The organism is Aliiroseovarius salicola (assembly GCF_027891095.1).
In the GTDB taxonomy this organism is placed as follows: domain Bacteria; phylum Pseudomonadota; class Alphaproteobacteria; order Rhodobacterales; family Rhodobacteraceae; genus Aliiroseovarius; species Aliiroseovarius salicola.
The window spans coordinates 1-13,023 of the sequence record NZ_JAQIIO010000016.1; the positions used below are offsets into that span (position 1 = coordinate 1).

The 13,023-nt window shown below is 54.7% G+C and carries 14 protein-coding genes; 3 read left to right on the forward strand and 11 right to left on the reverse strand.

Translation table 11 applies throughout. The features are described 5' to 3' along the window. The 4 genes from O2N63_RS16880 to O2N63_RS16895 form a co-directional block, all read right to left on the reverse strand. The coding region (locus tag O2N63_RS16880) for a c-type cytochrome (protein WP_271055479.1) at nt 1-381 on the reverse strand (381 nt) is incomplete at its 3' end. 4 nt (nt 382-385) lie between these two features. Beyond that, on the reverse strand, nt 386-775 hold the full coding sequence (locus tag O2N63_RS16885; RefSeq protein WP_271055480.1) for a hypothetical protein: 390 nt from the start codon (nt 773-775) through the stop codon (nt 386-388). Next, on the reverse strand, nt 775-1,227 hold the full coding sequence (locus O2N63_RS16890; protein WP_271055481.1) for a c-type cytochrome: 453 nt from the start codon (nt 1,225-1,227) through the stop codon (nt 775-777). The genes O2N63_RS16885 and O2N63_RS16890 overlap by 1 nt, the downstream gene beginning before the upstream one ends. 32 nt (nt 1,228-1,259) lie before the next feature. After that, complete coding sequence (locus tag O2N63_RS16895; RefSeq protein WP_271055482.1) at nt 1,260-1,841, reverse strand: L,D-transpeptidase; 582 nt, start codon at nt 1,839-1,841, stop codon at nt 1,260-1,262. A gap of 266 nt (nt 1,842-2,107) precedes the next feature. Here O2N63_RS16895 and O2N63_RS16900 point away from each other — a divergent pair, with 266 nt between their 5' ends. From O2N63_RS16900 to O2N63_RS16910, 3 genes are all read left to right on the forward strand, one after another. Then, nucleotides 2,108-2,335 carry a DUF2933 domain-containing protein gene (locus O2N63_RS16900; RefSeq protein ID WP_271055516.1) on the forward strand — a complete coding sequence of 76 codons (228 nt, stop codon included), beginning with the start codon at nt 2,108-2,110 and terminating at the stop codon, nt 2,333-2,335. A 255-nt stretch (nt 2,336-2,590) separates the two neighbouring features. Next, nucleotides 2,591-4,780, forward strand: coding sequence for a protein-disulfide reductase DsbD family protein (locus O2N63_RS16905; protein ID WP_271055483.1), 2,190 nt, complete (start codon nt 2,591-2,593; stop codon nt 4,778-4,780). Between the two features lie 221 nt (nt 4,781-5,001). Next, on the forward strand, nt 5,002-5,661 hold the full coding sequence (locus O2N63_RS16910) for a L,D-transpeptidase (protein ID WP_271055484.1): 660 nt from the start codon (nt 5,002-5,004) through the stop codon (nt 5,659-5,661). Nucleotides 5,662-6,151: 490 nt separating this feature from the next. Here the strand turns inward: O2N63_RS16910 and ccmI are convergent, their stop codons facing one another. The 7 genes from ccmI to O2N63_RS16950 form a co-directional block, all read right to left on the reverse strand. Next, on the reverse strand, nt 6,152-7,312 hold the full coding sequence (ccmI, locus tag O2N63_RS16920) for a c-type cytochrome biogenesis protein CcmI (protein WP_271055486.1): 1,161 nt from the start codon (nt 7,310-7,312) through the stop codon (nt 6,152-6,154). Beyond that, the gene (locus tag O2N63_RS16925; protein ID WP_271055487.1) at nt 7,309-7,782 is read right to left on the reverse strand and encodes a cytochrome c-type biogenesis protein; all 474 of its coding nucleotides are present in this window, start codon (nt 7,780-7,782) and stop codon (nt 7,309-7,311) included. Before O2N63_RS16925 ends, ccmI begins: the two co-directional genes overlap by 4 nt. Next, nucleotides 7,782-8,345, reverse strand: a complete 564-nt coding sequence (locus tag O2N63_RS16930; RefSeq protein ID WP_271055488.1) for a DsbE family thiol:disulfide interchange protein — start codon at nt 8,343-8,345, stop codon at nt 7,782-7,784. The genes O2N63_RS16925 and O2N63_RS16930 overlap by 1 nt, the downstream gene beginning before the upstream one ends. Before the next feature lie 3 nt (nt 8,346-8,348). Continuing rightward, nucleotides 8,349-10,349, reverse strand: coding sequence for a heme lyase CcmF/NrfE family subunit (locus O2N63_RS16935; RefSeq protein WP_271055489.1), 2,001 nt, complete (start codon nt 10,347-10,349; stop codon nt 8,349-8,351). 65 nt (nt 10,350-10,414) lie between these two features. Further along, nucleotides 10,415-10,735: an SHOCT domain-containing protein gene (locus O2N63_RS16940; protein WP_271055490.1), complete on the reverse strand. Its 321-nt coding sequence runs from the start codon at nt 10,733-10,735 to the stop codon at nt 10,415-10,417. Between the two features lies 1 nt (nt 10,736). After that, entirely contained in the window at nt 10,737-12,140 is a 1,404-nt protein-coding gene (locus O2N63_RS16945; protein WP_271055491.1) for an ATP-binding protein, read from the reverse strand. Next, entirely contained in the window at nt 12,137-12,859 is a 723-nt protein-coding gene (locus O2N63_RS16950) for a response regulator (RefSeq protein WP_271055492.1), read from the reverse strand. The genes O2N63_RS16945 and O2N63_RS16950 overlap by 4 nt, the downstream gene beginning before the upstream one ends. Nucleotides 12,860-13,023: the final 164 nt, after the last annotated feature.

A 13,023-nucleotide genomic window follows, 5' to 3' on the forward strand; every position in this document is an offset into this window, starting at 1 on the left:
CGCCATCATCAACCCGTTTTCCGCAGCACCAGAGAGCCCTTCGGCGTAAATACCCAATTGGGCCGCCAATTCGGAAAACTCTTCCCAACGCTCCCAGATTGCATCCTTGGCCTCTGAGGGCATGCCACCGGATCCTTCAGGGAACAATGTGGTCATGCTTTCGCCTGCATGATCAGAAAACGTGGCGGCCGCCTGCCGGACAACCTCTGCGTCATAAGCGGTCTCGCCCCGCATCATTGGCGTGATCATCTTCACCGCCTTGCCCATGGCATCCATGGCATCCATGCGCTCTTTGACAATGCCTGTCGCTCCACCATGAGCAAATGCTGCTACGCCCGTGGCGCAGGTGAAAACTGCCGCAATTACACTGCTGTACTTCATTGATTTAATCCTCGATATGTCGACTTTTCTTAAGCTTTGGTACAAGGATTATTCTTCGCGGGGGTGGTATGTCGAATGCTGGTATCCACCCGTCAGGTTCAAACGCTGCAAATTGCACTCGCGATTTTCTGAAACTTGGCAAACCCGGCTCGTTGGCGTGCAGAGGGAGTGCAGCGACGGTGAAACAATCGAGACCGGGATGACAATGCCCGGTTTCAATCTCTGCGGCTGAAGGATGCGTCACGTCTTGCACTTCGCCAGACGCCACACCTAGATCCCAAGGCGTCGCCGAATGCGCCTCGGCCGTATCAGGAAATCCCGCACCCCCAATCAGACCACCAAAAAGTACAATGGCAATCAGTCTGAACAAAGATGCGAAGATCAGTTCCGTCATCAATTGATCCCGTTCTCGCGCTGCAATTCCCGCACATACCGAGCAATATACTGAACATCTCCGCGGGTCAGGCCTTCAACCGGCGGCATGTCGCCGAATTTCCAATGGTGGGCGCGAACACCAATTTTTGCCGCTCGCTGAAACGCCTCATCCGCATGGTGGCTGGGCTCATAGATCTTGTGGATCAGCGGTGGGGCAACGCCATTTTGACCCGCAGCGTTTTCACCATGACAAGCGGCACATTTTGCGTCGAACATGCGCTTTCCAATGACCGCATCAGACGAGAGTTCAGACGGAAGTTTAACAACCTCGATCGGATCTCCCATGGCGATGTCGCTTGTATCCGGAGGAACCATCGAGTGCCCCTGAGGTGCAGGCTGCAACGCCTGCCAGCCCGCAGTAGCGATGCCTGCCAGAAGCGCGCCTCCGATAAATAGACCCCATTTGCTCATCTTCTCATCCTCTGAACATCACTTTGCAACCGTCAGATCAGTTTGACCTGAGTGCCGACCGGAACACGGTCGTAGACCTCTTCGATTTGTTCGTTGAAAAGACCGATGCAGCCATTTGATGATCTGCGACCGATCTTGCGCGTATCCTGTGTGCCGTGAATGCGATAGTACTGCCAAGACAGGTAAAGCGCGCGCGTTCCCAGTGGATTGGCCGGATCGCCGCCTTTGATATAGGCGGGCCATTCCGGGTTGCGCTCCCGCATCGACGGTGTCGGCGCCCATCCTGGGTTTTTGCGTTTCTCGACAACTTCCGTATAGCCACGGCGTGTCAACTCGTCCGTCAGAGGCACAGAGGTCGGATAGACCCGCATCTCGCCATCTTCGGTCCAATGCTGAAGCACTTTTCTGTTGGTGTCGGAAAGCAGGATCCCCTTGCCCAATGATTTGAAATGGTCCCGCCACTCATGCAATGCGAAGGAAGAGATATTGCGCTGCACCAAAGGCGTTTGCACATTAGAAGGCGCTTGTTGCGCGCGCAGGACAGAAGGCGTCGCGATAAATGCCGCCGCACCGATCAACATACTGCGCCTGTCACTTCTGAACGTGCCTGTCATCTTGCCTCTTCTTTGGAGTCCCGGCTCGGAATTTCCGCAAATATCCCACCGAAGCCCCGTCGCATCAACCTGTAGAGGGCAGGAGTTTTGTATCGATATGTATCCTTGACCTTTACCAACAAGAGGCATGCATATGGGCACAACCCATGATGATGAGGTCCCTAATGCACGATAAAACCCATTCCGAAACCGGAAACACGCCCAAGGCTCAGCCCGCATCTGGCCCAAGGATGATGCACCTTGCGATGCTCGTCTGTTGTGCTGTCATGCTGTTGCCTATCGCAGTTTATTTTCTCGCAGGTGGGACGATAGGAGAAGGTGGCACTGGCCTGTCTGCATTTGCTCCCTTGCTGCTATGTGTCGGAGCACATTTCCTAATGCACAGGGTGATGGGAAAGAGCTGTCACGCAAGTAAAGATAGTTCAGCTGCGGAAGAGCTTGAACCACAAACTCGGGATGTGACATCAACCGTGCCTCAGGTGAAACGAGGATGAAGCCTTGCCCATTCCCGGCTTTCTGCGAATTACTGTCTTCGGGTTGGTGTTAAGCGGGTGTGCAACAGCTGGGAAACAATGCGACCAGCCAGTTCAGCCCAAACCAGCGCCCGATGATCGAACGCTGTCGGCACCAAAGGGATGCTGGATCACAAACGCATCCGACGGTCTGGTCCAAACTTTTGAATGTGAAAATGGTCGTCAGGGATTGACGCTGTTGGATCCATCAAAGGGTATTGAAGGGGGATGAGAGGCATGAAACTGGAAATGCCAATTTCAGGGAAACGTCCCACACCGCTTCAGAGGTTTGTTAATTCTTCGACAGCCAGGATTATTTTGGTTCTGATCCTGGCGCTTGGTCTAATCCACCTTATGACCGGCGCGGTCCGTGCGGCAACATCCGAAACATTCTCCAACGACGCAGTCAGTGCCAAGCTGATATCAGTTCAGGATGGTGTACCCCCCGGCAGCAAAACGCTGTCGGCAGCTCTTGATATAGAACTTTCAGCTGGATGGAAGACCTATTGGCGATCACCCGGAGAGGTTGGAATTCCTCCACAAATCCATTGGACCGGTTCAAGCAATGTTGCCAATGTCGAAATGCTCTGGCCAGCGCCAGAACGGTTCACGGCCTTCGGGATCGAGAATTTCGGCTATCACAACGAAGTGGTCTTCCCGCTTAAAATCACACTCGATCGCCCTGGCGAACCTGTCGAGTTTAACGCGTCAGTTAATCTGCTGGTCTGTTCCGATGTGTGCGTACCGGAAACCTTTGACCTAGCCCTGTCTCTTGCCTCGGCATCGACAATTGACACAGTTTCAGCGGAACGTATCAGCACTTTCCTGTCACGGGTGCCGGTTGAAGGGGACCGGGCCGCAATCACCGGTGCGGTCGCTTCGGTTGACGGCCAATACTCTGAACTGACACTTGAACTGCGCAGTGACATCCCTTTTGAAACACCCGATGTGTTTGCCGAGCTTGGCGAGGGAACAGCTCTGGGCAAGCCTGATATCCGTCTGAGTGAATCCAATCGCCGTCTTTGGGCACGTATTCCGATCCTGTCCGTTCGGAAAGAGTTTTACCATGATCCAGTGTTAACGGTGACAGATGGGCCAGCCCGTGCGCTGACAATTACACCAATCCTTGCCGATAGCCCGCCAACCCCACCGTTTAGCATAACCCAAGTGGCCCCGGATCTCGACCAAATGGCCTGGATCGCGATCATCGCCTTTCTTGGCGGGTTGATCTTGAATGTGATGCCCTGTGTCCTTCCCGTCCTATCGATCAAATTGTCGTCGGCGATCAAGGCACATGCGCGTGATCCCCGATCTGTTCGTGTGGGATTTCTGGTTGCTGCTGCCGGGGTCATGGCCTTCATGTGGATGCTCGCTGCCATCCTATATATCCTACAGCAATTGGGTGTGGCCGTCGGGTGGGGGCTACAGTTTCAGAACCCGGCGTTTATCGCGCTGATCTTTGTCTTGCTGGCAATATTTGCCGCGAACCTGTTTGGCCTGTTTGAGTTCGGTCTGCCGTCTTCTCTGCAATCCCGCCTTGCCAATACAGGAGGCCCATCCGTCCACTCGGCTGACTTTGCAACCGGATTTTTTGGTGCCGTTCTGGCAACCCCTTGCTCTGCTCCTTTTCTCGGAACAGCAATTGCATTCGCACTATCCGGTCGCGGTATGGATATCTTTATTGTTTTTACCGCCCTGGGGCTCGGGCTTGCCCTGCCCTACCTGCTAGTTGCGGCCTTACCCGGGGTCGTTCGGGTGCTACCCAAACCCGGTCGATGGATGATCTGGCTGAAGCTGCTTCTTGGTGTTCTCCTTCTTGGTACGGCCCTATGGCTTCTTTGGGTACTCACCGGGGTTGCAGGCACGTTCTCCAGCTTCAGTGTTGCCGCGCTTTCTTTTGCACTGATACTGGTTTTAACATATCGCCCTCTACCTGCGGCCCCACGCGGATTGATAATTTTCCTGCTCGCGGTCCTTCCCATGGTGTCCGCCGAAAGTTTGGCGCAGGCGTCCTCAACCACGGTAGAACCCCAAGCTGGTGTCATGAACTGGGTCAGCTTTGACCGCGGAGACATCGCTCGCAGGGTTTCACGGGGCGAAGTAGTCTTTCTGGATGTCACAGCCGACTGGTGCCTGACTTGCAAGGCCAACAAGGCATTGGTACTTGAACGCGATCCGGTCTTCTCTGCTATAAAAGGCAATGGCGTCGTCGCAATGCAAGCCGACTGGACCCGGCCAGACGAAAGTATTGCCCGCTTTCTCGAAGCAAACAATCGCTATGGTATTCCCTTCAATGCGGTCTATGGCCCCGGTGCCCCTAACGGCATTCTACTGTCCGAAATACTTTCAGCTCAAGAAGTGTTGGCAGCCTTTAAAAATGCCCGTGGAACCGGTGCGCTTTCTAACACTCTTGCTGTTGGTCAATGAAACCGCATTCCTTTCCACTTCGCCAGCATCTCGTTGACCGATTGAATTGGGTCAAAACATTGTTCGAGTGATGGGGACTGGTATCGTTAAGCAAAAATGTCACCTTAGGGTGAATTTTGCTTTGGTACACAGGAATGTGAATGGATCTCCGATCCAAATATCCTATTCTGAAGTCCCTTTTTTTTGTTGTTAGATTGATCAGGCGCGAGGATCGCTGACCTATGTTGACAAAACGCCATTTCATCATTTCAACAGCAGCGCTTTTCTCTGCTCCCATTCCTTCTTTGGCCACTCCGGTATCCAACCGGACAAAGTGGTCAACATGGGATGCGCGGGTGACCCCTACAAATTATGATCCGGCGACCTCAAATCCTTGGGGGCTGCACCAGCGCTTTCTGCCCCGACTGGTCGAGGCTAATCCGGGCCTGACGCCGGGCGATATTCACGTCGATGCGGTCGCGCGGTATCTCTATCATATCCGCAATGACGGCACGGCGATGCGATACGGCGTCGCCATCGCGCGCGGAAACCTGTACGAACCCGGAACCTACATGATCAGACGCAAGGCCAAATGGCCCACCTGGACCCCAACCGCAGCCATGATCAAACGGGATCCAGAGCTTTACGAACAGCATGCGGATGGAATGAACGGTGGTCCCACCAACCCTCTGGGGTCACGTGCGTTCTACCTTTTCGTAGGAAATCGGGACACTTATTTACGCATCCATGGTTCACCTCATCCGCGCTCCATTGGTGGACGAGCCAGCTCGGGCTGCGTGCGCATGGTCATGGCCCACATTATCGACCTCTATGAACATGTCGCGACCGGCTCCACCGCTCATCTTTATCCTCCAGAAGACACTATAACAGCTGGCAGCTAGAGACTGGCTGTAAATCCGGATTAGAAATTACTCGGCCTGTTCGTTTTCTGTCGTTTCAAGGGCACGGGTGCAGATTGGGCGTCCCCTCACAGATCTGAGCGGAAGGAAAGTCGTTTCCACCGGCCCAACATGCCGATAGACATAACAGCCGTCTTCCGGATTAAGTTTAACTGCTGTCAGGTCCTGATAAGGCGCGGCTACGGCCAAGACAGCATCTGGTAAACTCTCGATAATTCCATCGTCACCACGTGCACTTGGACCTTGGTAGCTCGTGCAGGAAGCAAGTAGAAGAATTGTGCCACCTAACTGACCGATCGACTTGTACATTGCAGAATCTCTTGTTGTTTAGTGGAGGAACGTCCGGGACCTCATTAACCCATCATTGCGAACCATTCTCGCTATGAGCAAGTGTCACATGGTTGATTAACTGCGCATATGGCCAAGTTACACAATCAAGTTTGTCGGATTTTTTACCCGTATACGCAAACACTTACTCCTGCAATTCCGACAACGCCTGATCAACAAGCTTGTGTCGCGGATCATCCGAGCTCAAGCTGGCCAACAACTTTTCGGCCATTTTCAACGCCTCTATAGCCTGATCTGTTTCACCAAGAACAGTATAAGCGTTTCCAAGGCGCAGCCATCCATCCAGATCATCAGGAGCGTTTTGCAAACGCGTCGCAAGACGGCCCACCATCGACCTGATGAATTCCGCGCGATCCTGACCACTCATCTCCTCAGCAGCTGCAACATCTTCTTCAGTTGGGCCAGGTGCATCAGCAACAACCGGAGCATAATCAGTCAAAGACACCCGATCACGTCCCAGCTTTTCACCAATGCTGTTTGCCTGCGCCACAAATGCCTCCATCCAGGGTGCGAACCCGTCTGCTGTGTCCAGTTGTGACACAAGAAGATCATGTGCGGCGGGTTCCTCCCCCCTCTGAGACAGAGCCAGGGACTTGTAGAAAATGCCGGCCGGGTTGCTCGGGTCGAGCACCACTGCCCTGTCAATGGCGGTCTCTGCCTTGGGTGTTACGATGCCCTGCTCGGCACTTACCAACGCTTCCGCCAGCATCGAATATGTGGCGGAGGTGGCGTCAGCGCGTTCGGCAACTGTTTCAAATGCCTCCACCGCCCGGTCAAAATCCCCCATTCGGTAATAAGTCTGCCCCAGAAGCATCCAGCCTTCTGATGCACCGCCGTCCGGTTCGGACGTCAGTCGGGCATAGAGTTTGTCAGTGATCTCGACGATCTTCTGTCGCTCGGCACGTTCGGCCTGCCTGTCTGCATAAGCAAGGCTCGATATTTCGGGAGATCCCATAAGCGCATAATACGCGATCGCTGCGGCAGGAACAAAAAGCGCAGACGACCACAGCAAGCCCCGACCGGTTCCCCCGTCAGCGATCCGTCCGGGGGCACCTCTGCGCGCAGCGGTGAGCATACGCCGTTTGATCTCAAGCTGAGCTGCATTGGCTTCAGTCTTTGATATCAGGTTTCGATCCAGATCACGCTGCACCTCATCCAGCTGATCGACCAGAACCGCCGGTGTCGTATCCTCGATGACCAACGGCTTGTTATTCTTCCGGACCAATGGCCAAATCACAAAACCCACCGAAATCGCGGCCAGAAGCCCCATCCATGCGATGATCATGTCGTTTCTCCCGACTTGTGCTGATCAATGAATTGTTTGATTTCACGCTCCTCGGCATCGCTCAGGACCTTCGGAACGGATTTTTTCCGCCTCTTACGCATCGCGACGGCAACAATGCCAATTGCGACTGCAACCATCCCCAGAGGCGCGAACCAAAGCACATAGGTTTTCTCGTTCAGCGGTGGCTTCAACAGAACATAGTCTCCATAACGAGCCTGAATAAATGCCACGACTTCTTTATCGCTGTCCCCCGACACAAGGCGTTCACGCACCAGAAGCCGCAGGTCGCGCGCCACGCCCGCGTTGGAACTGTCGATGTCTTGATTGAGACACACCACGCAGCGCAACTCCTTCGAGATTTCACGTGCCCGTGACTCCAAAGCAGAGTCATCCAGCATTTCATCAGGCTCCACTGCAAGCGCTGCCAATGGCAGAGACAGTGCCAGAATGAGGGAAAAATATCTCAGCATTACAAGTCCTCTCGGCTGATGGCACCTGACTGAACGAGAGCTTCGCGGAACTTTCCAACGGCGTCCTCGCCCACCACAGGGCCGACATAACGGTAAAGTACAGTTCCGTCCGGGCCGATGATGAAGGTTTCCGGTACCCCGGAAATTCCCCATTCGATCCCGGCACGCCCGGACTGATCCGATCCGATCCGCGCATAGGGGTTTCCGAGTTCAGCAAGCCAGCGGGCCGCGTCCTCGGGTTTGTCCTTATAGTTGATTCCGAACAGTGTTATGTCGTCACGCTGGACCAGACTGGTCAGAACCGCATGTTCCGCACGGCAGGGCACACACCATGAGGCAAAGACATTCATGACCACAGGGGTCGCATTGCCAGTCAGGTCTGAACGCGCCAGACCGGGGGTGTCTACACCCGCGACAGGCTCCAGGGCAAACTCTGGTGCAGGTTGCGAAATCAGGACCGAAGGAACCTCATTCGGATCCCTCTCCGGGTTCAAGCCCCAAAGAAAAAAACCACCAAAAACAACCGCGATCAAGAGAGGTGTAAGAGCAAGTATGCGTCCCATGATCTATTCCGCCGGTGCCGTGGTCGTTGCGGGCACGGACTTCCGCTTTGGGGCGCCAATTCTCAGTCGCCTGTCAGACATGGAAAGGCCCCCACCGAGGATCAACATCGCCGATCCCAACCAGATGAAATTGACGAGCGGCTCATAAAGGATACGAAGCGTCCACGCCCCGCTTAGTTCCGCATCTTCAGAGGCGGGTTCCGCGATCGAGGCATACAAGTCACCTGCAAGGGTCGACCGAATGGCGCTTTCCGTCGTCGAGCTTTCGGCAATCGGGTAATAGCGCCGCTCTGGATACAAAGTGGTAACAGGGTTGCCGCCCTTCATGACACTCAACGTCCCGCGGTCAGCAAAGTAATTTGGCCCGCGAACACGCTCAACACCGTCAAAATCCACCTCGAATCCAGCGATTTCAATGGTCGTTCCGGGTGCGACAAACACCACTTCCTCGACTTTCCAGGCACTGGACCCGATGAACCCGAACATCGCCACGGCCAAACCAGCATGCGCCATTGTCATTCCATGTGCGGCACGCGGTAGGTTGCGGGCCCGGTGCCAGGAATCGCTCAATGGCACATCGAACAGGCGAATACGCATAGCCCACTCTCGCAACGTCGCCAAAAATAGCCAGATTGCCAACAGGATCGAGAGATGCGCCAACAATGGGCCACCTTCCTGCAGATACCAGTTAACCAGTGTGGCAACGATCGACAGAATGGCAACGAACCTCACCCGCTGCCAAACCCCCGGCAGATCGGCACGTTTCCAGCTCAGGAAAGGTCCGACGCCCATCAGAAGCACCAATGGCAACATCATCGGCACAAAGGTCGCATTGAAGAACGGAGCCCCAACTGAAATTTTATCGTCCGCAACTGCTTCGAGAAAAAGGGGATAGAGAGTGCCAAACAGGACCGTTCCGGTCGCAACACCAAGAATGAGGTTGTTGACCAGCAGACCTGCTTCCCGGCTGATCGGCTTAAAAACCCCACCGGCTTCCATCATCGGGGCGCGCCAAGCATAGAGCGCCAGGGATCCACCGATCGACAGGGCCAAGAGAAACAGAATATAGAGCCCGCGTTCCGGATCGACAGCGAAGGCATGGACCGAGGTCAAGAGCCCTGAGCGCACGACGAATGTACCAAGAAGCGAAAGCGAAAACGTCAGGATCGCCAGTAGAATGGTCCAGCTTTTGAACGCATCACGCTTTTCAGTGACAATCGCCGAGTGCAGCAGAGCCGTTCCGAGAAGCCAAGGCATGAAGCTCACATTTTCGACCGGATCCCAGAACCACCAGCCGCCCCAGCCCAGCTCGTAATAGGCCCACCATGATCCAAGCACGATGCCAGCCGTCAGGCACATCCAAGCGGCCAGGGTCCAGGGACGGACCCAACGCGCCCAGGCCGCATCAACACGTCCCTCCAACAGGGCCGCAACGGCAAAGGAGAAGACAATCGAGAAACCCACATACCCGAGATAGAGAAATGGCGGGTGAAGGGCGAGACCGACATCCTGCAGAAGCGGATTCAGGTCATTGCCGTCCTCAGGAGGCGGGAACATACGATCAAACGGGTTTGAGGTCAGCAACATGAAAGACAGGAACCCGGTACTGATCCAGGCCTGCACTGCCAAGGTGCGCGCCTTCAAAGCTTCGGCAATATTTGAACCAAACACCGATACGCCCGCCCCGAACAGGGTTAGGATCAGCACCCAAAGCAGCAAGGACCCTTCATGGCTGCCCCATGTGCCCGCGATCTTGTAGAGCATGGGTTTTAGCGAGTGAGAGTTTTCCACCACGTTTACAACTGTGAAGTCACTGATGACAAAACTTCGCATGAGAGCTGCAAAGGCGACAGTTACGAGAGCAAGCTGCCCGATCGAGGTGGCTCGCGCGGATTGCATCCAAAGCAATCTGCCCTTGTTGGCGCCCAAGAGGGGGATGATGCTTTGGATGATTGCAAGCGCCAATGCCAGCGCGAGCGCAAAATGTCCGATTTCAGGTATCATGGAACAAGCCCGTCATTAGTAGTTCTGGAACTGCCCTGCCAGCTAAGGCGAGCTGTTTTTCTGTATCAGTCTTCGAGAGCGGCTTTGCGCTTACGGAATTCATCTTCATCAATCTCGCCCTTGGCAAAACGGGATTTGAGGGTGTCCATTGCATCCGAGGATTTTGAACGACCTGAACTGTTATCCGCGAACCAGCGCACAGCAATAACGATCAGGGCGATGATGACACCCCAGAACACCAGCATCATGAGGCCACCAAGCATTCCAAATCCTCCTCCCCATCCCATATGTCCATATCCCGCGCCCCAATCGCCCGCAGGATCCGCATAGGCAACCGCAGCCCCGGAAAGTACGGCAATGCTTGTCGCAATAAGTCTCATGGTCATGTCAGCCTCCATTCATGGATTGGTCACCGGCAAAAGGGATCGCGATGGTCGCACGCAGCCCCCCTTCGTCGCGGTTTGAAAGTGAAATGTCTCCGCCATGGGCGCGGATGATCGTGCGCGCAATCGACAGGCCAAGGCCATGCCCACCCGTCTCAAGTGAACGAGATTCTTCCAGACGGAAAAAAGGATCGAACACGCGTTCAAGGTCTGGAGCCGGAATACCTGGTCCGTCATCATCGACAGTAATAATGAATTCATCAGGTCGTATCTGATTGCTTACTCGAGCAATGCCCCCATATCGCGCGGCATTCTCGATCACATTTCGCAAGGCCCGACGCAAAGCGTGTGGCCGAATACGCGCATCATGCGATGGGCCTTTTTCCAGCCGGAAAGGGGGTACCATATTGGACCTGAGGTCTTCGAGAAAACCCCCAACATCTAGGACCTCTGGCTTCTCGGAACCTGCAAGCCCTCTCGCGAAGGTCAAAGTTGCCTCGACCATCGACTGCATTTCCTCTACCGACGCAACAAGGCTTTCGCGCGTTTCCTCATCATCCACCATCTCGGCCCTGACCCGCATCGCGGTGAGCGGCGAGCGAAGGTCATGTCCAAGGGCCGCGAGAAGTCGGGTTCGATCCGCCACAAAGCGTGTCAGGCGGTCCTGCATGCTGTTGAAGGTCGAGGTCAGGTCGCGCACCTCAGCAGGCCCAATCATGGGCAATTCGTCCACATCCTCTCCTCGCCCCAAACGATCTGCGGCACCGACCAGCCGTCGCAATGGCCCTGTCAACCGTGTCAGCAGGAACCAGAGCACTGCGATGAGGATCACGGCTGCAGACAGGACGAACGTCAGCATCGAATAGAAGGGCCATTGGATCGGTGGACGCTCAAATCGCGTGCCGACATTCAGCCACTGACTTCCTTCAACCGCGATGGAAAGGTTCATTTCAATGGCAGAAAGCTCTCCCTGCATCATGGCCACATGCATTTCGGCCATTCCCTGCGACAAATGCGGGAGCGGCAGGATCTGCCCTTCGATATCATGCAGTTCAACCCGGATATCACGGCTGTAATTGTCATTCAGGAGGGACCTGATGCGCGACTCGACCAAACCTTTATCGGAGTGGTCTAGATGTTGGACAGTTGGTTCGTCCGACAAATCAAATCTTACGAGAGGAGAGTTGGCAGCACGGATGATTGAAGAATGAAGGTCGTCGGGTGCTTCTTCAATCAGTCTCGCGACATTTGCGGCCCGACCAGCCGCCTCAAAACCAAGTGCGGCACGGACAGCAAGACTGCGTTCATCAGCAAAGAGCCAGAGGCTGATCAACTGGGCGACGATCAACGCCGCGACAATCAGTATGACCAATTGAACCCGCAATGTGCGAAGGAATGCCAAATTCATCCGGCCACCTCGACATCAACTGAAAGACAATAGCCGCCATTTCGGATAGTCTTGATAATCTTCGGGCGCAATACATCAGGTTCAATTTTGCGCCGCAACCGGCTGATCTGATTGTCAATTGTCCGGTCGAGCGGACCCGCAGAGCGCCCGACCGCCAGATCCAGAAGCTCGTCTCGGCTGAGAACCACCCGAGGTCGTTCCAACAAGACCATCAACAGCTTGAAATCTGCACTTGTCAGAGCTGTTTCGCTCCCATCGCTGTCCACCAGTACCTGACGGTCGGTGTTCAGGATCAGATGCGCAAAGCGGACCTGCCTGCCCGCAAGGTCACCCGCAAGAGTTTCGACTTGCGGCGCCCGCCTGAGAACAGCCTTGATCCGAGCAAGCAATTCTCGGGGATTGAAGGGCTTGGCCAGGTAATCATCTGCGCCAATTTCCAAACCCACGATCCGATCGGTTTCTTCACCAAGCGCAGTCAGCATAATGATCGGAATGGCTTTTTCAGCGGAAAGCCGTTGGCAGATCGAAAGCCCGCTCTCCCCCGGCATCATCACATCCAGAACCATCAGATCGAATTGTCCCTTTGCCAGCTTCGCATCCATGTCGGCTGCGTCGTTGGCCGATGTTGCACGCATCCCGTTTTTTTCCAGAAAACGGGTCACACTGTCCCGGATCTGTTTGTGATCATCTACGACAAGGATATGCGGTGGGTTCGTCATAATGTCTTTCTACGTCAACTTCTGAGGGCCGGTCAGACCTATTTTTGTCTCCGATTGTATCAGGAAGCGGCGTTTGCGACAGATTGATACAAACCACCTGATGCAAGCTCTTTATTTTCGTCATTTCATGCAGATGTGAATGAGGCAACGATAAATGGAGAGCT